We start from the raw sequence: 20,443 nt of genomic DNA on the forward strand, positions 1-20,443 counted from the left end.
CTCTGGCTCAGGCCGCTGGCGACTTGGCTGCGTTCTTGGCTTCCTTGCGATCACCCGCAATCTCAGCCTTGGCGGTCATGGGCACGGGCTGCGGCGCCACCACGGCACCGGGGCGCACGCGCTGCAGGCCGTTGACGACGATGTTCTCGCCCGCCTTCAGGCCCGAGGTGACCACGCGCAGACCGTCAATCGGCGCACCCAGGGTGACCTCGCGGTATTCGGCCTTGTTGCCCTCGCCCACCACCATCACGAACTTCTTGTTCTGGTCAGTGCCCACGGCGCGCTCGTTGATGAGCAGCGCCTGGGTGTTGCGGGCCTGGCCCATGCGGATGCGGGCAAACTGACCGGGGATGAGCGAGCCGTCTTCGTTGTCGAACACGGCTCGCACGCGCACGGTGCCGCTCTTGGCATCGACCTGGTTGTCGATGAGCTGCAAGCGACCGGCGTGCGGCGTACCGCCCGTGGTGCCCGTGCCCATCTGTACAGGGATGCGCTCGATGAGCTGGCGGGCGCTATTGCCGCGCTGGCCGCTTTGCAGGTCGGCCAGGGCCTTCACCACGATCTGCTCATCGGTGTCGAAGCTCGCGTAGATGGGGCTCACGGACACCAGCGTGGTCAGCACGGGGGCGCCCGCGCCGGCCGCCACCAGGTTGCCCACGGTGACTTCGATGCGGCCCACACGGCCCGCCACCGGGGCGCGCACCTGTGTGTACGAAAGGTTCAGCTTCGCGGTCTGCAGCGCGGCCTGGGCGGCGCGCAGGTTGGCATCAGCTTCGCGCTGGGCGTTCAGGCGCTCATCGTGCTCGCGCTGGGCGATGGCTTTTTCTTCGAGCAGGCGCGTGGCGCGCTCCAGTTCGCTGCGGGTGTACGACACGCGTGCCTGTGCAGCCACCACCTGGGCTTCGGCGCGGTCCACTTCGGCGGCGTAAGGGGCGGGGTCCACCGTCACGAGCAGCTCGCCCTGCTTGACCAGCGAGCCTTCGCGGAAGTGCACGGCCTGCACGGCGCCCGAGACGCGCGGGCGCACGTCCACGCGCTGCACGGCTTCGAGGCGGCCGGAGAACTCGTCCCACAGGGCGATGTCTCTTTGGAGCACGGCCGCCACCGACACCGGCATGGCCGGGGGCGCAGCAGGGGTGCCATCGGCCTGGGCGGCGGGCGCCTGGAACACAAGGATGATGGCGGCCACGGTGGCCGTCACAGCAGTGGCAAGGGTGGCCAGGCCCAGCGGGCGGCTCTTGGAGAGAGGATTGGAGTTCATGGTCGTTTCAATCGTTAAGGCCGCCCTTGTGGAGCGAGCCGGTGGAGGTTTTCTGCCGCGCCCCGGTAGGTGGCGTTGTGCCGACAAGAGTCAAAAAAGGTGTCACAACCGTGGGCAGATGGGCAGTCTCGGCAATGACACCGTGGCAAAGTCAAGGCCCCGGCAGCACACCGCCGGGACACTGAGAACCGACGTCAGAAGACGCGGCAACACTGTGTGTTGTGACAGCCGTGGCTGCAGACAGGCAAGTCGCCCAACGGGTTGTTCATGGTGTGATTTCCTCCGTATGTATCGTTGACATCAATGGCACCTGCCCGCCGTCTGCGCCCTGATGGGCCCGGCGTGCAGAAATACGTGGGCAAAGCTTCTCCCTCCGGCACGTGTGGGCCGGAAAAATCAGCGTTGATAACCAGGTGGTTGGCGGTAAGGCCGCAGTATCAAACCTCAACCAAAGTTGAGGTCAATGACTTTCTGGAGACAGCCTTGCCGGGTTCAGGGTCTCAGGAAGGCACCGGACATCGGGTGGCTTCAAAGAACAGGCGGAACTGTTCCTGCGCACCGGTTGCGCAAGGGCATTCGTGGGGGCCGGTTTGCAGCAAGGCATCGGGCCACTGCGCCGTTTTCGAGAAAACATGGCGGGTCACCTGCAGGCCCGCCGCCTCCAGCCGGGCGGCATAGGCCAGTGCCTCATCGTGCATGGGGTCGGTGTCGCCCACCAGCACCAGCGTAGGCGGCAAGCCGGCCAGACGGTGTGCTGCGGCAGGCACCGCATAGGGGTGCTCGGCATCGCGCGGGCAACGCAGAAAATTGCGCCAGCCTTCGGCCCATTTGCAGCCAGTGGCATTGCCCGTGGCTTCGCGCAGCGAGGCTGTGCCCACACACGGGTCCAGCATGGGCGAGAGCAGGATCTGCCCGGCCAGCGGCGGGTGCGACTGGTCGCGCGCCATCAGCCCCACAGCCGCTGCCAGATTGCCGCCCGCTTCTTCACCCGCCAGGTAGACCAGTGCACCTTGCCCGCCGAGCTTGGTGCGGTTGCGGTGCACCCACTTGAGCACGTCGTAGCCCGTGTCCACCGGCTGCGGGAACGGGGTGAGCGGGTACGCCACCGACACCACAACGGCCCCCACACCTTCCAGCAGCGAGGCCACGGTGCAGCCGTTGTCCAGCCCCCCCGAGGTAAATGCGCCTCCATGAAAATGCACCACCACCGGCGACGCCTGGCCCGTCTTCTTGCGCCCATACATGCGCACGGCCACATCCTGCCCCTTGGTCACTTCAATAGTGGAGTCGGAGCACACGGAGGCGGCCTTGCCCCCTTCGGTGGGTTTGGCAACGGGTGGCAATGTGGAAGATAGCGAGGACGGCTGGTCGGGCTGCATGGCATGTACCCATTGGATTGACGATGGATGAAATGTAGTGGCTCGCGCCTTTCAGATAAACAGGTCAAACACCACCGCACTGTTTCCAAAAGCTCAACAATCAAATGGCAGTGCCCGTGTGAGAATTCCGCAGCACCCACTGGTGGGTGCTGACGTTCCAGATTCAAGGAGAAGCCATGGACCAAATACAGGCCATGCGCATATTCGTGCGGGTGGTGGAGGCCGGCACGTTTACCCGGGCAGCGGATTCGCTATCGCTGCCCAAAGCCACCGTGACCAAGCATGTGCAGGCGCTGGAGGAGCGCCTGCGCGTAAAGCTGCTCAACCGCACCACGCGGCGCGTGACAGTGACGCCCGACGGCGCCGCCTACTACGACCGCACCGTCCGGCTGCTGACCGACCTGGATGACATTGAGGCCAGCATGACCAATGCACGCGCCAATCCGCGCGGTCGCCTGCGCATCGATGTCGGCACGTCGGTGGCACAGCTGCTCATCATTCCGAACCTGGCAGAGTTTCATGCACGGTACCCGGACATCCAGGTGGACCTGGGGGTGAGCGACCGCATCGTGGACCTGATCGGAGACAACGTGGACTGCGTGATTCGCGGTGGCGAACTGAGCGACCAATCTCTGGTGGCACGGCGGGTGGGCAATCTGGAGTTCATCACCGTGGCGTCGCCCGACTATCTGGCGCGCAAGGGCACGCCCACCCATCCGCTGGAGATCGAGGAAAAACACGCCAGCGTGATCTATTTTTCTCCGCAAAGCGGCCGGCACTACCCGCTGGAGTTCGTCAAGGGCTCCGAATCCATCGACATCACGGGTCCCTACCAGTTGAGCGTGAATGAAGCCAATGCCTATGTGACGTCCGTGCTGGCGGGGCTGGGTATCGGGCAGATCACCAGCTACCAGGCGCAACAACACCTGCAAAATGGCGCCCTGGTGCGGCTGATGCCTGAGTGGACCCAGCCGCCACTGCCTGTGTACGTGGTGTATCCACCCAACCGCCACCTGAGCGCCAAGGTGCGTGCGTTTGTGGACTGGGCGGCCGAGCTGTTTCAGCGCGAGACCCACCTGCAACGCACGCAGTGAAGGCATTCCACAAAGGCAGGCAGGGGCCTTTATGCTTGGGCCCATGAACGCTACCGAGTCCACCCCCACCCCTGACGCGCGCACCACCGAGGGCAGCCACACCGCGCAAGCTGCTGAGCCCGCACCTCCAGCAGCTTCTGCCAAACAGCCCCGCAACCCCCTGCACGGCGTAACGCTGGAAGCCATTGTAGTGGGCCTGGCAGACTATTTTGGCTGGGACGAGCTGGGCCGACAGATCCCCATCCGCTGCTTTCAGATCGACCCCAGCGTGGGCTCCAGCCTCAAGTTTTTGCGCAAAACCCCCTGGGCACGTGAGAAGGTCGAGAGCCTTTACCTCTTCATGCTGCGCGACCAGCGGCGCAACGCGCAAGAATGACTGGCAATGCGCGCTACCACGCCCCAAGCATCGCCAACCCCGAATGCGTATTCGGCACGGCTGAGCGCACGGTATCGCAATTTTCTGGTCCCCCTGCTGACGCTGGGCGTCATCGGTGGGTTCAATGCTTTGCTGGCGGCTCAGTCCGGAAGGGGTGATGCAGGATGGTGGCCCGTGGCGTGGCTGGCCACCATGTTCTTGGGGGTTTTCTTCAGTGCAGCCTTCATGGCCATGGCGGGTCGCCGCAAGCTGCCGGTGGCCTACGGCATCGCTCTGGGTGCGACTGTAGGTCTGGGGCTGACGACCTATGGGTTTCTGCAGACGAGCCTGCACGCCCCTTGGGGCGCAGTGATGCCCGACTGGCTGCGTGGCGCGCAGGCAAGAGCCTGGCTGGGCTCTCCCTGGGCACCGCTCATTCCCTACGCAGCGGGGCTGGCCTGGCATGGCGCGGCCATGCTGGTTTTCAATCGCCGGACGTCACCAGAAAATCGCGGCTGATGCCGCCACCCAGGTCGTTGACCCGGTCCAAGAACTGCGTGAGGAACGCGTGCAGGCCCGTGGCCAGGATCTCGTCGATGCGACCGTACTGCAGGTCGGCCAGCAAGCGCCCTGCCCTGCGGCTGGTTTCGGCGGACTGCCCGTTGGCCAGCACGGCCAGGTTGTCCACCACCTCGCGCAGGCAGGCGTGCAGCGATCGGGGCATATCGCGGCTCAGGATCAGCAGGTCGGCCACGCGCCCCGGCGTGATCACATCGCGGTAGACCTTGCGGTACACCTCGAACGCCGACACGCTGCGCAAGATGGCGCTCCAGTGGTAGAAGTCGCTTTCTTGGTTGCGGTCGCTGGGGCGGCCAAAAAAGTCATTCTTCACGGCGTGGAACTTCACATCCAGCAGGCGCGCAGTGTTGTCCGCGCGCTCCAGGAAGGTGCCCATGCGCAAAAAGTGAAACGCCTCGTCCTGCAGCATCGTGCCGAGCACCACGCCGCGTGAGAGGTGCGAGCGGTACTTCACCCATTCAAAGAACTGACCCGGGTCGCGCTCAAAGGCGCCCCCCTCCAGCTGGCGGTGCAGCTCCAGCCAGGTCTGGTTCTGCGTCTCCCACACCTCGGTGGTCAACGCACCGCGCACGGCCCGCGCGTTTTCGCGCGCGGCACGCAGGCACGACAGGATGGACGACGGGTTGTTGCCATCGTGCACCATGAACTCCAGCACGTTGGCAGGCGTCACTTCGCCATGCTTGGCGGTGTAGGCAGGAATCAGCTCGCTGATGGACAGCAGGCCCTCCCAGCCTTTCTGCGCCACATCGGCAGCCTGGGGCAGCAGGGAAGTCTCGTAGCTCACATTGAGCATTCTTGCGGTGTTCTCAGCCCGCTCGGTGTAGCGGGACATCCAGAACAGATGGTCGGCGGTGCGGCTCAGCATGCGGCCTCCTTGATCGAGCAGGGCTGAGAACCCCGCACGTGCTGCGCACGCACGCGGTGTTGTGTCGAAAGCCCCATGGCATGGGGCTTTTCAGCCCGCTCGGTGTAGCGGGACATCCAGAACAGATGGTCGGCGGTGCGGCTCAGCATGTTCAGAGGCTCCCTTGCGATTGGCTTTGCGACTGGCCCTGGGACTGCGATTGCGACTGGGATTGCACGGCCTTGGGTTGCGCGGCAGGCGCACCCTCGCCCAGCACCCAGGTGTCCTTGGTGCCGCCGCCCTGCGAGGAATTCACCACCAGCGAGCCCTCTTGCAGTGCCACGCGCGTGAGGCCCCCTGCGGCCATCTGCACCTCGCGGCCGCTGAGCACGAAGGGGCGCAGGTCGATGTGGCGCGGGGCGATGCCGCTTTCCACATAGGTCGGGCAGCTCGACAGGCTGAGCGTGGGCTGGGCGATGTAGCCCGCCGGATTGGCCAGCAGCGCACGGCGGAAGTCCTCGATCTCGGCCTGCGTGGCGGCCGGGCCGATCAGCATGCCGTAGCCACCGGCGCCGTGCACTTCCTTCACGACCAGGTCCTTCAGGTTGGCCAGCACATGCTGCAGATCCTCCTGCTTGCGGCACATCCACGTGGGCACGTTCTTGAGGATGGGCTCCTGCCCCAGGTAGAAGCGGATCATCTCGGGCACGTAGGGGTACACCGACTTGTCGTCGGCCACGCCCGTTCCCACGGCGTTGCAGATGCCCACGTTGCCTGCGCGGTAGGCCTCCATGAGGCCATGGCAGCCCAGCGTGGAATTGCGGCGGAAGACCTGCGGATCGAGGAAGTCGTCGTCCACCCGGCGGTAGATCACGTCCACCCGCTGCAGGCCGCGCGTGGTGCGCATGTAGACGAACTTGTCCTTGACGACGAGGTCCTGCCCTTCGACCAGCTCCACGCCCATCTGCTGCGCGAGGAAGGCATGTTCGAAGTACGCGCTGTTGTGCATGCCGGGCGTGAGCACCACCACCGTGGGCTCGTCGGCCGCTGCGGGCGCGCTGGCGCGCAGGGTTTCGAGCAGCATGTCGGGGTAGTGGGCCACCGGCGCCACCTTGTGCAGGCTGAACAGCTCGGGGAACAGCCGCATCATCATCTTGCGGTTTTCCAGCATGTAGCTCACGCCGCTGGGCACGCGCAGGTTGTCTTCCAGCACGTAGTACTCGCCCTCGCCCTGCGCGTTGGGGGCGCGCACGATGTCGATGCCGGCAATGTGCGCGTAGATGTTCTGCGGCACATGCAACCCGGCCATCTCGGGCCGGTACTGCGCGTTGTTGAGGATGAGGTCGGCAGGCACGATGCCGGCGCGGATGATGTCCTGCCCGTGGTACACGTCGTGGATGAAGCGATTGAGCGCCGTGACCCGCTGCACCAGCCCCTGCTGCATGCTGCTCCACTCATGGGCCGGAATGATGCGCGGAATCAGGTCAAACGGAATCAACCGCTCATTGCCCGCGCCGCCCTCGTCCTTTGCGCCGTAAACGGCGAAGGTAATGCCCACGCGCCGGAAGATCATCTCGGCTTCGGCCCTGCGGGCCTGCATCACATCAGGGGGCTGTTTGCTCAACCACTGCGCGTAGCGCTTGTAGTGTTCCCGCACATCGCTGCCATCAAAAGGCAGCATGGCGTACATCTCGTCAAATTTCTGCATGAACTGGCCTCCTGAAGACAGGATAGCAAGTTGCGCGCCCACACTCTGCAAACGGCCCCTGGTGGCACTACGGCATCGCGCCTGCTGAGTCCGCCCGGGGCACCATCTGGTGCTGCCAGTAACGTCGGCCCGCATCGCGTTCACACCCTATTGCTGCGGGTTTGGCAGAGGCCCAGGTCGCGGCGCCACAGCGCGAAGACTCCACCACCTCGATGTCGCGAAGGCGATAGCGCTGCAACACCTGCGGGGCTGGATGGCCAAAGCGGTTGCGGTACCCGGCTTGCACCAAAGCAGTGCGCGGCTGGACGGCATCCAGAAACGCCGGGGACGATGATGTCTTGCTGCCGTGGTGGGGCACCAGCAGCAGGTCGGCCTGGAGCGCCGCACCGCGCGCCAGCAGGGCCTGTTCCTGCGGGGCTTCGATGTCGCCCACCAGCAAGGCCGACACGCCCTGCGACCCGGCGGAGGTGATGCGCAACACACAGCTCAGCGCATTGGGGCGCACGCTGCGCACCGCCGCGTCGTCCGGCTGCGGGTGCAGCACTTCGAAAGCCACACCATCCCATTCCCAGCGCTGGCCCGCCAGGCAGGGCTGGACTGGGCGCAAGGCCTGCAAGGTGTTCTCTGCCTCGATCGAGCCCACCAGCTCCGCATGCGGCTGCTGCGCCAGCACCGCGGCCGCACCGCCGGTGTGGTCTGCATCGCGGTGGCTGAGCATGAGGGTGTCCACGCGCTCCCCCAGTGCCCGCAGCAGCGGCACCAGCACGCGGTGGCCCGCGTCGCTCTCGCGGCTGAAACGCGGCCCTGCGTCGTACAGCAGCGTGTGGGTGGCGGTGCGCACCAGCACCGCATTGCCCTGGCCGATGTCTGCGGCCAGCAGTTCAAACTGCCCTGCCGCCGGGCGCACCGGCTGCCACCACAGCGCGGGCCACAGGAGGGGAAATGCCAGCAGCCGCAGCCGCCAGGGCAGGCGCGTGGCCAGCAGCGCGCCTCCGGCCACGGCCAGCATGCCCGCCCACAACGGCGCGGCAGGCAGGAAGACCACGGCCCAGGGCCACAACGCCAGCCATTGCAGCAGAGCTGCCAGCGGCTGCAAACTGAGGGCGGCCAGGCTCCACAAGGGCGCCCACAGCACGCCGCCCAACGCCAGCGGGGTGACCACCAGGGTGACCCAGGGAATCGCCACCAGGTTGGCGGCAAAACCCACCACCGACACCTGGCCAAACAGCAGCAGGGTCAGGGGCGTGAGCGCCAGCGTCACCACCCACTGCTCCCGAATCAATGCATAAAAATGGTGCCTAGCGCTGGTTGGATAAGCGCTACCAGCTATTGAATTAGTAGCAAACAGAATACCCACCGCCACAAAGCTCAGCCAGAAGCCTGCCTGCGCCAGCGCCCACGGGTCTGCCACCACCACAGCTGCACAGGCCCACAGCCACACCTGCGGCCAGGGCCAGCGGCGGCCGCTGAGCTGCAGCACGGCAATGGCCGCCAGCATGATCACCGTGCGCTGTGCAGGCACGCCCCAGCCGCTGAACAGCGCGTAGGCTGCCGCCAGCACCACCCCGGCGGCCAGTGCTGCAGAGGGCGCGGGCACCGCCAGGCACAGCCGGGTGGAACGCCGCCACAGGGCACCCACCACCAGCGCGGCCAGCCAGACAAACAAGGTGATGTGAAGCCCGGAGATGCTCATGAGGTGAGCCACGCCCGTGGCGCGAAACACATCCCAATCGGCACGGTCAATGGCGCGCTGGTCACCCGTCACTAAAGCCGCCACCACGCCCGCAACGCGCGTGCGGGCCGGGTCACTGCCATCCTGGTCGCCCGCCAGGCGCTCCAGGATCGCATCGCGCACCGACTGCCGCGCCCGCTCCACCGGATGCCGCCAGGTTGCAGCCACAAACTCCGGCGGCTCGTCCTTGGGCCCTGCACGCACGTAGCCTGTGGCCTGCACGCCCTGCTCCCACATCCACAACTCGTAGTCAAAACCATGGGGGTTGCGCAGCCCGTGCGGCGCCTTCAGACGCACCGTCAACGCCCAGCGGTCGCCGGCTTTCAGGGCGGGCGGTGGACGCTGCAGGTCCAAGGTTCCGGCCGCATCGCGGAACGGGCCGCCGTACCAGGCCACATCGATGCGCGGCGGCAGCGTCACCGGGGCACCGTTCAGGCGCGCGGCCTCCACGTCCACGCGGATGCGGGTGCCAGCCTCGTTGGTTTGGGGCATGGCCGCCACCACGCCGGTCACCCGGATGTCCTGGCCCTCCAGCGCGGGCGCGAGGCCCTGGGCCGCATAGTCCACAGCGCGCAGCCCACACAGGGCGAAAATCACCAGCACTCCGGCGCCCACGGCCAGCGCGGTGGCAGCATGAGCGCCCCATCTGCTGCGTCTGGACGCTGCCCGCGCGCACCCGCCCACCACACACGCCGCCACCAGAACCGCCCCGTAGACCACCCCGGGCCACAACACCGGCTGCTGTAGCTGCAGCGCGGCCCCCAATACGGCCCCCAGCAGCCACGCAGGCAAGCGCCAGGGAACGGCGGCGACCATCGCGGAGCTTTCGCTGGCCACGGCGCCATCCAGGCCCACAGGGGCGGATGAAATGGCATTAGGGGCGCTTATGGCGGGCATGGGCTGATGCTAATGCGATGCCTGGGGGCTGGCCGCTGGATTCTGCACACCAGGCTGTGTAACACTCGCGGCCATCCGGGTGCCGCCGGACCGCGAAGCCACCGCGCTGACCAGCAGGCCGTGCCGGCGCACCTGCACCGGCCAGCCCCCGCCATCCACCTTCACGCCAAACCGAGGAAAGACCATGAGCGTTTACGACAAGCTGAAAGAACTCAACATCACCCTGCCCCCCGTGTCGGTGCCCGCTGCAGCCTATGTGCCCTATGTGCAGACGGGCAACCTGGTGTTCCTGTCCGGCCACATCGCACGCAAGGACGGCAAGCCCTGGGCCGCGCAGTTTGGCCGCGATATCGGCACCGAAGAAGGCAAGGAAGCTGCACGCTCGGTAGCGATTGACCTCATGGGCACGTTGCAGGCTGCCTGTGGCGGCGACCTCAACCGCGTCAAGCGCATCGTCAAGGTCATGAGCCTGGTGAATTCCACGGGTGATTTCACCGAGCAGCACCTGGTGACCAACGGTGCCAGCGAACTGCTGGGCCAGGTCTTTGGCGAAAAAGGCGTGCACGCCCGCAGTGCTTTTGGCGTGGCGCAGATCCCCCTGGGCGCCTGCGTGGAAATCGAGCTGATCGCAGAGCTGGCCTGACAGACCCCACCCCCCTCACCAAAAAAAACCCATGGCATGACTGCCATGGGTTTTTTTGTTTTCTGCGCTGGGCGGTGACGGATACGCCCCTCCCAGCCGCCATGACACCATGGCTGCCAGTTGTCAGAGCGTCAGAAAGACTCCCAGTCCTCTTCCGATCCCTGGGCCACCGCGGGCTTGCGGCTGGCGGGTGCGGCAGATACCTTGGCAACAGCGGCCGCTGCAGCCGGAGCCTTGGCCACCGCAGCGGGCGTGCCGTGGAGTGCCTTCGCACCAGAACCCGGTGCAGGCCGTGCGGGTGCCGAGGGGACAGCGGTAGCGGCGGGTGCCTGTGGCCGCTGGGCAGCCGTAGCGCGCGCCGCACCAATGGCCGCCTGCGCGGGCCCATAGCTGGCGGCATTCACCTTGAACATGGACACCTCGCGCGCAAGGTGGTCTGCCTGCTCACGCAGGCTCTGGGCGGCGGCGGCGCTTTCTTCCACCAGCGCCGCATTCTGCTGCGTCATCTGGTCGAGGTTGCTGATCGCCTTGTTGACCTGCGACACCCCCGCACTCTGTTCGGACGATGCTGCGGTGATCTCGCCAATCATGTCGGTCACGCGCTGCACCGACTGCACGATGTCGGTCATGGTGGTGCCCGCGTCCGACACCAGGCGCGAGCCCGTCTCCACCTTCTCGACCGACGCACTGATGAGCAACTTGATCTCCTTGGCGGCCTCGGCGCTGCGCTGGGCAAGGCTGCGCACCTCGCTGGCCACCACCGCAAAACCCCGGCCCTGCTCACCCGCGCGGGCTGCTTCCACAGCGGCGTTCAGCGCGAGGATGTTGGTCTGAAAGGCTATGCCATCAATCACGCCAATGATGTCCGCGATCTTCTTGCTGCTGTGGTTGATGTCCTCCATCGTGGCCACCACCTGGTTCACCACCTCGCCGCCCCGGCGCGCCACGCCCGTGGCGCCCGCCGCCAGGCTGCTGGCCTGCTGCGCACTGCCTGCGCTTTGCTGGATGGTGCTGGTGAACTGCTCCATGGCGGCCGCCGTCTCCTGCAGGTTGCTGGAGGTCTGCTCGGTGCGGGCCGACAGGTCGTGGTTGCCCGTAGCGATCTCGGCGCTGGCGATGGCGATGCTGTCGGTGCTCTGGCGCACCTGGTGCACCATGCGGCCTAAGGCGCTGCTCATGGCATAAAGCGAACGCAGCAGGTCGCCAAACTCGTCGCCCCGGGTCACGGATTCCTGCATGCTCAGGTCGCCCCCCGCAATGCGTTCGGCCAGCCCGTTGGCCTGCTCCAAGGGCCGCTGGATGCTGCCGATCAGGTAGTAGGCACCCACAATGATGGCCAGCAGCAGCAGGCCTACGGCCACGGCAGCAATCTTGACCGTCAGCATGCGCTCTGCCGCCATCTGCTTCTGAACGGCCTCGGCGCCTTGCTGCTGCTGCTGAACGAACTCACGCAGCGTGGTGGTGTAGGCCGCCACCGAAGGGTTGTACTTCTGGGTGATCAACGTCACAGCCTGTTCTTGCTGCCCATCGCTCTTGAGTTTGCGGGCCTCGCCGCGCAGGTCGATCATGGTCTTGCGCGCAGCGGCGATCTTGGCCATCTGCTGCTTGTCGGCCTCTGACAGGGCCATGGATTCCAGCGACTTTTGCACTTCGCTGATCTGCGCCGATGTGGCCGTGATCACATCCTTGAACTCGGCTTCGACGGCCGGGTCGCTGCTGACGATCAGGGCCTGGGTTCTGGCGGCATTGGTCTCGGTAAGACCCGACCAGCGCAATGCCGCCTGCACGCGCGACTCCATGTCTTTGCTCACCGCATCAGCATGGGCCTGTACCTTGGCAGACCGGTAGGCCGCAAAGCCCACCACCGCCACCAGCATGACCACAATCAAAATCACCGCCAGCCAGAGCTTGTGAGCCATCCGAAGATGCTTGGGCATGGTTGCCTCCTGAAGCGTTGTGTTTGTGTACAGATGTTGCACGCTTTTTCACGATTGCACAAACTCCGGCACTGCACATCAGGGTCTGCCCTGCCTGCATGGGTCCCACCACACCTCCCGGGGCGGGCATCATCGCGCCGCCAGGGTTCGGCCACGGGGTTTCAGCAAGTCGTGTCGCTCGGGCAAATGCCCCATTCGCATGCCATCTGTACGCCCATCGTCGACAAAAGCGCGGTGCCAGCGGCCCCTGTCGCCCGCTGCAACACCCTGAAAAAAAACTGGCGACAGGTGCTAACTCGCAGGCCCGGGGTGCCGGGTGCATGAGCGGGCTGTCAGGCTGCGGAGCCGAGGAAGGCCTCAAAACGCGCCAGTTCCTCGCCCAGCGCGCGCCGGAACCCCGCGTCGCGTGGTGGGCGCCCGGCCACAAAACCCAGAGCATGCTGCAGCCGACCACGCTCCACGCGCAGGTTGGCCCAGCCCACCATCTGTTCGCCCCACAGCACCGGCAACGCATAGTGGCCCATGGTGCGCTTGGGCGCCGGTACATACGCCTCGAACCGGTACGCCCAGCCCCACAGCATCTCGAAGCGGCGTCGGTCCCACACCACGGGATCGAACGGTGCCAATAGCCGCACGCCGTTATCCGGCTGGTAGCGGCGCGATGCCGGACTTTCAGCGACAGGCCAAAACCAGGTGGTTCCATCGACCACCGCATGGCCGTAGCGTGACGGTGCGGCCTTGGCCACCGCGCGCGCCTCGGCAGCCAGCTGCGGTGCGCCATAGCGCAGCAGCGTGACCAGGTAACCCAGGCTGGGGGCAGGCAACGGGGCATACAGCGCCACGATGCGATCCACCAGGGCTTCGGCGCGGGCCAAACGTGCAGCGGGGCTGATGTCCTGCTCGGGATGCGCAACGGGTGCATACACCCGAGTGCCCGACTCGCGGCGGCACACCCGCAACCAGCCGTGGTGGTGCATCGCATCCAGCAGGCGTGTGCTGGCATTGAGCTCGCCGCCCCAGTAGCCCGCCACGCGGCCATGGTGCGCAAACGCTTCGCTCACTTCGCGCGGGTGCACCATGCCCCGCTCCTGCACAAACGCCAGCACCTCAAGCGCACGTTCGGTAGTGGCGGCGTCCCACGGCCTGCGCGGCGTGCGCGGGTGCAGCAGCGCCAGCATCTCGCGGGACACAAAGCCGTAGTTAACGAAGGCGTCTTCTTCAATACCTAAGCGCTCGTAGCGGCGTTCCAGGTCACCCGCGCGGTAGTCGCGCACCCGCAGACGCAAAATCAGGTCCTGCGCCCGCGCGGGTGCTCGCATCGGGTCAGCCTGCACAAACCCCAGCTTGCGGATTGCGCCGGGCAGCGTCAGCGGTTTGAACAGGCTGCGCGCAATCGCGTAGCGGCGCAGCTCATCCAGCGTGGGTGAGCGCGACGCCACAGTCTTACTCCACGCGCGTCACTGCGTTGGGCTTGAAGCCCAGGTCCGCCGCCTTGCCCTTGCGGCCTCGCGCGGCGCGGGCGTTGTTCAGGCTGCGGATCTCCAGCGTCTCGTCGCGCTGCTTGCCACCCCGGCCAATGCCATCCAGGCGAATGCTGCGTGTGTACGCCGCCGCGCCCGCCAGCGAGTCCTTGTCTTCCAGGTCAATCAGCATCAGCCCGCGACCGCCGTTGACCATGGTTTTCAGCTCGGCGATCTCGAACGTGAGGATGCGTCCGCCCGTGGAGGCGCAGGCCACATGCGTGGCAGGCAGCACGGGCTTGCTGCCCGTGGTGCCCGCAGCATGCGAAGGCACACACACCGTCTCGCCCTCGCCCAACGTGAGGAAGGCCTTGCCGCCCTTCTGGCGCGAGACCATGTTCTCCACCGCCGCCAGAAAGCCGTAGCCACCGGAGTTGGACAGCAGCAGCGTGGCGTTGGCGGGCCCTGCAAAGTAGTGCAGCAGCTGCGTGCCGGCTTCCAGCTCGATGAGCGTGGTCACCGGCTGGCCGTCACCGCGTGCGCCGGGCAGCAATGACACCGCCACCGAGTACACGCGGCCATTGCTGCCAAAGGCCAGCAAGGTATCGACCGTGCGGCATTCAAACGTGCCATACAGGCCATCGCCCGCCTTGAAGGCAAAACTGGCAGCCTCGTGGCCATGGCCGGTGCGAGCGCGCACCCAGCCTTTTTGCGAGACGATCACCGTGACGGGCTCGTCCACCACCTTCACTTCGGCCACAGCCTTTTTCTCGGCCTGGATCAGCGTGCGGCGCGCATCGGCAAAGGTCTTGGCATCGGCTTCGATCTCCTTGACCATGGTACGGCGCAGCGAGCCGGGGTTGTTCAGAATGTCTTCGAGCTTGCCCTGGCTTTCGCGCAGTTCTTTCAGTTCCTGCTCGATCTTGATGGCTTCGAGCCGCGCAAGCTGGCGCAGGCGAATTTCAAGGATGTCTTCGGCCTGTCGATCGCTGAGGTTGAAGCGCGCAATCAGCGCGGCCTTGGGCTCCTCGGCCGCACGGATGATGGCGATCACCTCGTCGATGTTGAGCAGCACGGTCTGCCGCCCTTCGAGGATGTGGATGCGCTCTAGCACCTTGTTCAGGCGGTGCTGGCTGCGGCGCGTGATCGTTGTCTGGCGGAAGGCGATCCACTCTTCCAGCATCACCCGCAGCGACTTTTGCACCGGCTTGCCGTCGAGCCCCACCATCGTCAGGTTGATCGGGGCCGAGGTCTCCAGGCTGGTGTGCGCCAGCAGCGCGGTGATCAGCTCCTGCTGCGGGGTCTTGCCCGTCTTGGGCTCGAACACCAGGCGCACGGGCGCGTCTTTGCTCGACTCGTCGCGCACGACATCGAGCACAGCCAGGATGCTGGCCTTGAGCTGCGTCTGGTCCTGGCTCAGAGCCTTCTTGCCGGCCTTGACTTTGGGGTTGGTGATTTCCTCGATCTCTTCGAGCACGCGCTGCGTGCTCACGCCCGGTGGCAGCTCGTTCACCACCAGTTGCCACTGGCCACGCGCCAGTTCCTCGATCTTCCAGCGCGCGCGCACCTTGAGGCTGCCCCGGCCGCTGCGGTAGGCATCGGCAATGTCACCGGGGCTGCTGATGATCTGGCCACCGCCGGGGTAGTCGGGCCCGGGCACGATGGCCAGTAGCTCGTCCTGGCTCAGCGAAGGTGTCTTGATGAGTGCAATGCAGGCGTCGGCGATCTCGCGCAGGTTGTGGCTGGGGATCTCGGTGGCCAGGCCCACAGCGATGCCGCTGGCGCCGTTGAGCAGCGCAAACGGCAGGCGCGCGGGCAGCTGGCGCGGCTCCTCGGTGCTGCCGTCGTAGTTGGGCATGAAATCCACGGTGCCTTCGTCGATCTCGTCGAGCAGCAGGCTGGTGATGCGCGACAGGCGCGCCTCGGTGTAGCGCATGGCAGCGGCGCCATCGCCATCGCGGCTGCCGAAGTTGCCCTGGCCGTCGATCAGCGGGTAGCGCTGGGCAAAGTCCTGCGCCATGCGCACCAGCGCGTCGTAGGCCGACTGGTCACCATGCGGGTGGAAGCGGCCCAGCACATCGCCCACCACGCGGGCGCTCTTGACCGGCTTGGCGGCAGTATTGCGCGTGGGGCCGCTGTAGCCCAGGCCCATGCGGTCCATCGAATACAGGATGCGCCTCTGCACGGGCTTGAGGCCGTCGCACACATCGGGCAACGCGCGGCCCTTGACGACCGACAGTGCGTATTCAAGGTAGGCGCGCTGGGCATAGCCTGCCAGGCCCAGGGAGTCGCCCCCGTCATCGCCTGCGGTGGTGAAATCCAAAGTCGGTTGGTCGCTCATTCGTTAACTACAGGTTCTTGATTCAGGTTCTGGTCGCGTGTCTGCGCGACGCGGGTGGGCGGCAGGTTGCCCCTGTTGGTGGCACCGCCCGAGAGCTCCATGCGTACGCGGCCAGGCGCTGCACGCTGTGCCAGCACGGGTGCCGGGGGCTTGAGCTGGGCATACAGGCCCAGCACGGTGCGCACGTAGCTCTGCGTTTCCTTGTACGCGGGGATTTGGTTGCCCGCGCGCTGTACCGCACCTTCACCGGCGTTGTAGGCCGCCACGGCCAGGTCCATGCGGCCGGGGAACAGGTCCAGCAGGTGGCGCAGGTAACGGGTGCCAGTGGGCACATTCACCGCCGGGTCGGCCAGCTTCTGTTCCACCGTGCGCTTGGCGTCGCTGCTCACGCCAAAGCGGTTGGCGGTGGCGGGCATCACCTGCATCAGGCCCACGGCGCCCTTGGGCGACACGGCAGTGGCGTCAAAGCCGGACTCGGTCGCGATCACGGCCTGCAGCAGCTCGTAGTCCACACCGTGTTTGGCGGACGCAGCGCGCAGGTGGTGTTTGACGCGTTTGTAGTCGGGGGCAATGTCAAAAAAGGCCAGCAAGCGCGCGCCCGCTGCGGGCAGCGCATAGGGCATGGGCGACGCATTGGCAGGCGCATCGCGGGTGGAGTCAAAGTCGTTGCCGCGAAAAAACAGCTGGTAGCGCGCATCGACCTGCTCGGCCGCAAAGTGCGTCACGCCGCGCTCGTCCACATGCGCCCACAGGTCCGCATGGGCCATTTGCTGCACAAAACATAGCAGCAAACCCAATACAGACAAGCGCAGGGCACTGTTTTTATTCATATTTTGATCAAAAACACCGGGCGGAGCGCGTCGATGCGGTCAGATATCGATCTCGACCGCATCGCCATGCAGCTCCATCAGCTCACGGCGCGCGGCGGCTTCGCCCTTGCCCATGAGCTTGGTGATGAGGCCTTCGGTGGCGGCAAAGTCCATGTCGCCCAGTTGCACGGGCAGCAGGCGGCGGGTGTCGGGGTTGAGCGTGGTTTCCCACAGCTGCTCGGCGTTCATCTCGCCCAGGCCCTTGAAGCGGCTGATCTGGCACTTCTCTTTGGGCACGCCGTCCTTGGCGCACTTGTCGAGGATGGCCGTCAGTTCGCCATCGTCCAGCGCATACATCTTGGCGGCGGGCTTCTTGCCGCGGGCAGGCACGTCCACGCGGAACAGAGGCGGGCGCGCCACATAGATGTGGCCGGTCTCGATGAGCTTGGGGAAGTGGCGGAAGAAGAGCGTGAGCAGCAGCACCTGGATGTGCGAGCCATCCACGTCGGCGTCACTCAAGATGCAAACCTTGCCGTAGCGCAGGCCGCTCAAATCCGGCGTGTCGTTGGGGCCATGCGGGTCCACGCCGATGGCCACCGAGATGTCGTGGATTTCGTTGTTGGCAAACAGCCGGTCGCGCTCCACCTCCCAGGTGTTGAGCACCTTGCCGCGCAGCGGCAGGATGGCCTGGCTTTCCTTGTCGCGGCCCATCTTGGCGCTGCCGCCAGCCGAGTCGCCCTCGACCAGGAAGACTTCGTTGTGGGCGATGTCCTTGCTTTCGCAGTCGGTGAGCTTGCCGGGCAACACGGCCACGCCGGAGCCCTTGCGTTTTTCAACCTTCTGCCCGGCCTTCTGGCGCGTCTGCGCGGCCTTGATGGCCAGCTCGGCGAGCTTCTTGCCGTATTCCACATGCTGGTTCAGCCACAGCTCCAGCGCGGGGCGCACAAAGCCGCTGACCAGGCGCACCGCGTCGCGCGAGTTCAGGCGCTCCTTGATCTGGCCCTGGAACTGCGGGTCGAGCACCTTGGCTGAGAGGACATAGCTGGCGCGCGCAAACACGTCCTCGGGCAGCAGCTTCACACCCTTGGGCAGCAGGCTGTGCAGTTCGATAAAGCTCTTGACCGCGTTGAACAGGCCGTCGCGCAGGCCGCTCTCGTGCGTGCCGCCCGCGCTCGTGGGAATCAGGTTGACGTAGCTCTCGCGCACGGGCTGGCCGTCTTCGGTGAAGGCCACACACCACGATGCACCCTCGCCCTCCGCAAAACTCTCGTTGTTGCGGTCGGCAAAACCCTCTCCTTCAAACAGCGGGATCACCGGGTCGCCGTTGAGCGTCTGCATGAGGTAGTCGCGCAGGCCGCCTTTGTATTGCCAGGTTTGCGTGTCGCGGGTTTTTTCGTTGACGAGCTGCACCGTCACGCCCGGCATCAGCACGGCCTTGCTGCGCAGCAGGTGGGTCAACTCGCCCATGGGCAACGCGCTCGACTCGAAATACTTGGCATCAGGCCATACGCGCACCGACGTGCCCTGCTTGCGCTCGCCCGCCTCCAGCGGTCGGGCCACCAGGGGTTCGATCACGTCACCGGCCGAGAACACCAGGCGTGCCGCCTTGCCTTCGCGGTAGCTCGTTGCCTCCAGCCGTGTGGCCAAAGCGTTGGTCACACTCACGCCCACGCCGTGCAGGCCGCCCGAGAAGCTGTAGGCCCCGCCCTTGCCCTTGTCGAACTTGCCACCCGCGTGCAGGCGGGTGAACACCAGCTCGATCACCGGCGCGTTTTCCTCGGGGTGCATGCCGAAGGGGATGCCCCGGCCGTCGTCCTCCACGCTGACCGAGCCGTCGGCATGCAGCGTGACGCGGATCTTCTTGCCGTGCCCGGCCAGCGCCTCGTCGGCCGCGTTGTCCAGCACCTCCTGAACGATGTGCAGGGGGTTGTCGGTGCGGGTGTACATGCCCGGGCGTTGCTTGACGGGCTCCAGGCCCTTGAGCACGCGGATCGAGCCTTCGGAATATTCGCTGGCGGATGCAGAAGACGGTTTGGCAGACATGGGGCGGATTGTAGTGCGGCAACGCAGCAATAGCTGGATATAAAACCAGCCCCACCTTCGCCCCTGCTGCCAACTGTATTGGTCCCCGGTGTATCAGCACGTTTCACGCAATCTGGCTACATTCCTGCGCATGCATACGAATCCTCCCAAACTGTCCATGTTCCAGGTGCTGGCCTGCGGCGCGGCCATCGTGACCCTGTCGATGGGCATCCGCCACGGCTTCGGACTCTGGCTCTTGCCCATAACCCAGGAGATGGGCTGGACGCGCCAGTCGTTCGCACTGGCGATTGCCATCCAGAACCTGTCCTGGGGCCTGATCGGCATTTTTGCGGGCATGGTGGCCGACCGGTTTGGCGCGTTCCGCGTGCTGATGGGCGGTGCCGTGCTGTACGGCCTGGGCCTGGCGGGCATGGCACTGTCGCCCACGCCCACGCTGTTTGCGCTGACGGCGGGCGTGCTGATTGGCGCGGCCCAGGCAGGCACCACCTACGCCGTGATCTACGGTGTGCTGGGGCGCCAGATTGCACCCGAACGCCGGTCCTGGGCCATGGGTGTGGCTGCTGCGGCAGGCTCGTTCGGCCAGTTCCTCATGGTGCCGGTGGAAGGCTGGCTGATTGCCGGACTGGGTTGGCAGCAGGCGCTGCTGGCGCTGTCCTTGATGGTGCTGCTCATCGTGCCGCTGGCCTTTGGGCTGCGCGAGCCCAACTTCGCGGGAGCAGCACCGGTCAAGCGCGAGCAGACGATCCTGCAAGCGCTGGGCGAGGCGTTCCGCTACCCCAGTTTCAACCTGTTGATGGCGGGCTACTTCGTCTGTGGATTCCAGGTGGTTTTCATCGGCGTGCATATGCCCAGCTACCTCAAGGACCACGGCCTGTCGCCCCAGGTGGCAAGCTATGCACTGGCGCTGATTGGCCTGTTCAATGTGCTTGGCACCTATGTGGCCGGCACGCTGGGCCAGCGCATGCCCAAGCGGTTCATCCTTGCTTTTATCTACTTTGCGCGGGCTGCGGCCATCAGTGTGTTCTTGCTCGTGCCGCTGTCACCGCTGTCGGTGTATGTGTTCTCGGCGGTGATGGGCACGCTGTGGCTGTCTACCATCCCGCCCACCAACGCCACCATCGCGCAAATCTTTGGCGTGCAGCATCTGTCGATGCTGGGCGGCTTCGTGTTCTTCAGCCACCAGATCGGCAGCTTCCTGGGCGTGTGGCTGGGGGGCTATCTGTATGACGCGACGGGCAGCTACGATATCGTCTGGTACATCGCCATCGGCCTGGGTATTTTTGCCGGGCTGGTAAACCTGCCGGTCCGGGAAAGCCCCATCCAGCGCGGCGCAGCCCAACCTGCCTGACCATCCCCTGCAA

General features: G+C 65.8%; 16 protein-coding genes. 5 read left to right on the plus strand and 11 right to left on the minus strand.

Annotated elements, in window-relative coordinates; genetic code table 11:
• Positions 1-7: 7 nt before the first annotated feature.
• Both ACSQ22_RS05745 and ACSQ22_RS05750 read right to left on the minus strand, forming a co-directional pair.
• A complete protein-coding gene (locus ACSQ22_RS05745; protein ID WP_436129723.1) occupies positions 8-1,261 on the minus strand; it encodes an efflux RND transporter periplasmic adaptor subunit in 1,254 nt (417 codons plus the stop codon).
• Between the two features lie 500 nt (positions 1,262-1,761).
• Complete coding sequence (locus tag ACSQ22_RS05750; protein ID WP_176886528.1) at positions 1,762-2,640, minus strand: alpha/beta hydrolase; 879 nt, start codon at positions 2,638-2,640, stop codon at positions 1,762-1,764.
• Positions 2,641-2,816: 176 nt separating this feature from the next.
• Here ACSQ22_RS05750 and ACSQ22_RS05755 point away from each other — a divergent pair, with 176 nt between their 5' ends.
• From ACSQ22_RS05755 to ACSQ22_RS05765, 3 genes are read left to right on the plus strand one after another with little or no spacing between them, the layout of a single operon-like run.
• Positions 2,817-3,734 carry a LysR family transcriptional regulator gene (locus tag ACSQ22_RS05755; protein ID WP_055400927.1) on the plus strand — a complete coding sequence of 306 codons (918 nt, stop codon included), beginning with the start codon at positions 2,817-2,819 and terminating at the stop codon, positions 3,732-3,734.
• Positions 3,735-3,777: 43 nt separating this feature from the next.
• Positions 3,778-4,110: a VF530 family DNA-binding protein gene (locus tag ACSQ22_RS05760; protein ID WP_436129724.1), complete on the plus strand. Its 333-nt coding sequence runs from the start codon at positions 3,778-3,780 to the stop codon at positions 4,108-4,110.
• A gap of 6 nt (positions 4,111-4,116) precedes the next feature.
• Complete coding sequence (locus tag ACSQ22_RS05765; protein ID WP_436129725.1) at positions 4,117-4,608, plus strand: hypothetical protein; 492 nt, start codon at positions 4,117-4,119, stop codon at positions 4,606-4,608.
• Here ACSQ22_RS05765 and ACSQ22_RS05770 read toward each other — a convergent pair.
• The 4 genes from ACSQ22_RS05770 to ACSQ22_RS05785 all read right to left on the minus strand — a co-directional run bounded on the left by ACSQ22_RS05770 (position 4,574) and on the right by ACSQ22_RS05785 (position 9,768).
• Positions 4,574-5,533, minus strand: a complete 960-nt coding sequence (locus tag ACSQ22_RS05770) for an alpha-E domain-containing protein (protein ID WP_055400923.1) — start codon at positions 5,531-5,533, stop codon at positions 4,574-4,576. The genes ACSQ22_RS05765 and ACSQ22_RS05770 overlap by 35 nt on opposite strands.
• Entirely contained in the window at positions 5,527-5,682 is a 156-nt protein-coding gene (locus ACSQ22_RS05775; RefSeq protein WP_228899455.1) for an alpha-E domain-containing protein, read from the minus strand. The genes ACSQ22_RS05770 and ACSQ22_RS05775 overlap by 7 nt, the downstream gene beginning before the upstream one ends.
• Positions 5,683-5,684: 2 nt before the next feature.
• Positions 5,685-7,220, minus strand: a complete 1,536-nt coding sequence (locus tag ACSQ22_RS05780; protein ID WP_055400921.1) for a circularly permuted type 2 ATP-grasp protein — start codon at positions 7,218-7,220, stop codon at positions 5,685-5,687.
• A gap of 67 nt (positions 7,221-7,287) precedes the next feature.
• Positions 7,288-9,768 (minus strand): DNA internalization-related competence protein ComEC/Rec2, encoded by a 2,481-nt coding sequence (locus ACSQ22_RS05785; RefSeq protein WP_436129932.1) that lies wholly within the window; start codon positions 9,766-9,768, stop codon positions 7,288-7,290.
• A gap of 265 nt (positions 9,769-10,033) precedes the next feature.
• Between ACSQ22_RS05785 and ACSQ22_RS05790 the strand changes: the two genes are divergently transcribed.
• A complete protein-coding gene (locus tag ACSQ22_RS05790) occupies positions 10,034-10,492 on the plus strand; it encodes a RidA family protein (protein WP_121505846.1) in 459 nt (152 codons plus the stop codon).
• 131 nt (positions 10,493-10,623) lie between these two features.
• Here the strand turns inward: ACSQ22_RS05790 and ACSQ22_RS05795 are convergent, their stop codons facing one another.
• The 5 genes from ACSQ22_RS05795 to ACSQ22_RS05815 form a co-directional block, all read right to left on the minus strand.
• Positions 10,624-12,429 (minus strand): methyl-accepting chemotaxis protein, encoded by a 1,806-nt coding sequence (locus tag ACSQ22_RS05795; RefSeq protein WP_228899452.1) that lies wholly within the window; start codon positions 12,427-12,429, stop codon positions 10,624-10,626.
• A gap of 332 nt (positions 12,430-12,761) precedes the next feature.
• The gene (locus ACSQ22_RS05800) at positions 12,762-13,868 is read right to left on the minus strand and encodes a DNA glycosylase AlkZ-like family protein (RefSeq protein ID WP_436129726.1); all 1,107 of its coding nucleotides are present in this window, start codon (positions 13,866-13,868) and stop codon (positions 12,762-12,764) included.
• A gap of 4 nt (positions 13,869-13,872) precedes the next feature.
• Positions 13,873-16,230, minus strand: coding sequence for a DNA topoisomerase IV subunit A (parC, locus tag ACSQ22_RS05805; RefSeq protein WP_228899447.1), 2,358 nt, complete (start codon positions 16,228-16,230; stop codon positions 13,873-13,875).
• Positions 16,227-17,060, minus strand: a complete 834-nt coding sequence (locus ACSQ22_RS05810; protein ID WP_228899446.1) for a lytic transglycosylase domain-containing protein — start codon at positions 17,058-17,060, stop codon at positions 16,227-16,229. Before ACSQ22_RS05810 ends, parC begins: the two co-directional genes overlap by 4 nt.
• Before the next feature lie 39 nt (positions 17,061-17,099).
• The gene (locus ACSQ22_RS05815; RefSeq protein WP_218300624.1) at positions 17,100-19,082 is read right to left on the minus strand and encodes a DNA topoisomerase IV subunit B; all 1,983 of its coding nucleotides are present in this window, start codon (positions 19,080-19,082) and stop codon (positions 17,100-17,102) included.
• A gap of 130 nt (positions 19,083-19,212) precedes the next feature.
• On the opposite strand from ACSQ22_RS05815, the gene ACSQ22_RS05820 reads away from it, so the two are divergent.
• On the plus strand, positions 19,213-20,430 hold the full coding sequence (locus ACSQ22_RS05820) for an MFS transporter (protein ID WP_055400907.1): 1,218 nt from the start codon (positions 19,213-19,215) through the stop codon (positions 20,428-20,430).
• Positions 20,431-20,443 lie beyond the last annotated feature (13 nt).

The sequence above is a fragment of the Acidovorax sp. LjRoot38 genome, assembly GCF_964252975.1.
Classification (GTDB): domain Bacteria; phylum Pseudomonadota; class Gammaproteobacteria; order Burkholderiales; family Burkholderiaceae_C; genus Acidovorax; species Acidovorax facilis.

What these genes read in the sequence shown, in the direction of transcription:
- parC (WP_228899447.1), bottom strand. Translation starts at nt 16,230, where the DNA reads ATGAGCGACCAACCGACTTTGGATTTCACCACCGCAGGCGATGACGGG.
- ACSQ22_RS05780 (WP_055400921.1), bottom strand. Translation starts at nt 7,220, where the DNA reads ATGCAGAAATTTGACGAGATGTACGCCATGCTGCCTTTTGATGGCAGC.
- ACSQ22_RS05760 (WP_436129724.1), top strand. Translation starts at nt 3,778, where the DNA reads ATGAACGCTACCGAGTCCACCCCCACCCCTGACGCGCGCACCACCGAG.
- ACSQ22_RS05790 (WP_121505846.1), top strand. Translation starts at nt 10,034, where the DNA reads ATGAGCGTTTACGACAAGCTGAAAGAACTCAACATCACCCTGCCCCCC.
- ACSQ22_RS05755 (WP_055400927.1), top strand. Translation starts at nt 2,817, where the DNA reads ATGGACCAAATACAGGCCATGCGCATATTCGTGCGGGTGGTGGAGGCC.
- ACSQ22_RS05770 (WP_055400923.1), bottom strand. Translation starts at nt 5,533, where the DNA reads ATGCTGAGCCGCACCGCCGACCATCTGTTCTGGATGTCCCGCTACACC.
- ACSQ22_RS05820 (WP_055400907.1), top strand. Translation starts at nt 19,213, where the DNA reads ATGCATACGAATCCTCCCAAACTGTCCATGTTCCAGGTGCTGGCCTGC.
- ACSQ22_RS05745 (WP_436129723.1), bottom strand. Translation starts at nt 1,261, where the DNA reads ATGAACTCCAATCCTCTCTCCAAGAGCCGCCCGCTGGGCCTGGCCACC.
- ACSQ22_RS05810 (WP_228899446.1), bottom strand. Translation starts at nt 17,060, where the DNA reads ATGAATAAAAACAGTGCCCTGCGCTTGTCTGTATTGGGTTTGCTGCTA.
- ACSQ22_RS05750 (WP_176886528.1), bottom strand. Translation starts at nt 2,640, where the DNA reads ATGCAGCCCGACCAGCCGTCCTCGCTATCTTCCACATTGCCACCCGTT.
- ACSQ22_RS05785 (WP_436129932.1), bottom strand. Translation starts at nt 9,768, where the DNA reads ATGGTCGCCGCCGTTCCCTGGCGCTTGCCTGCGTGGCTGCTGGGGGCC.
- ACSQ22_RS05815 (WP_218300624.1), bottom strand. Translation starts at nt 19,082, where the DNA reads ATGTCTGCCAAACCGTCTTCTGCATCCGCCAGCGAATATTCCGAAGGC.
- ACSQ22_RS05775 (WP_228899455.1), bottom strand. Translation starts at nt 5,682, where the DNA reads ATGCTGAGCCGCACCGCCGACCATCTGTTCTGGATGTCCCGCTACACC.
- ACSQ22_RS05795 (WP_228899452.1), bottom strand. Translation starts at nt 12,429, where the DNA reads ATGCCCAAGCATCTTCGGATGGCTCACAAGCTCTGGCTGGCGGTGATT.
- ACSQ22_RS05765 (WP_436129725.1), top strand. Translation starts at nt 4,117, where the DNA reads ATGCGCGCTACCACGCCCCAAGCATCGCCAACCCCGAATGCGTATTCG.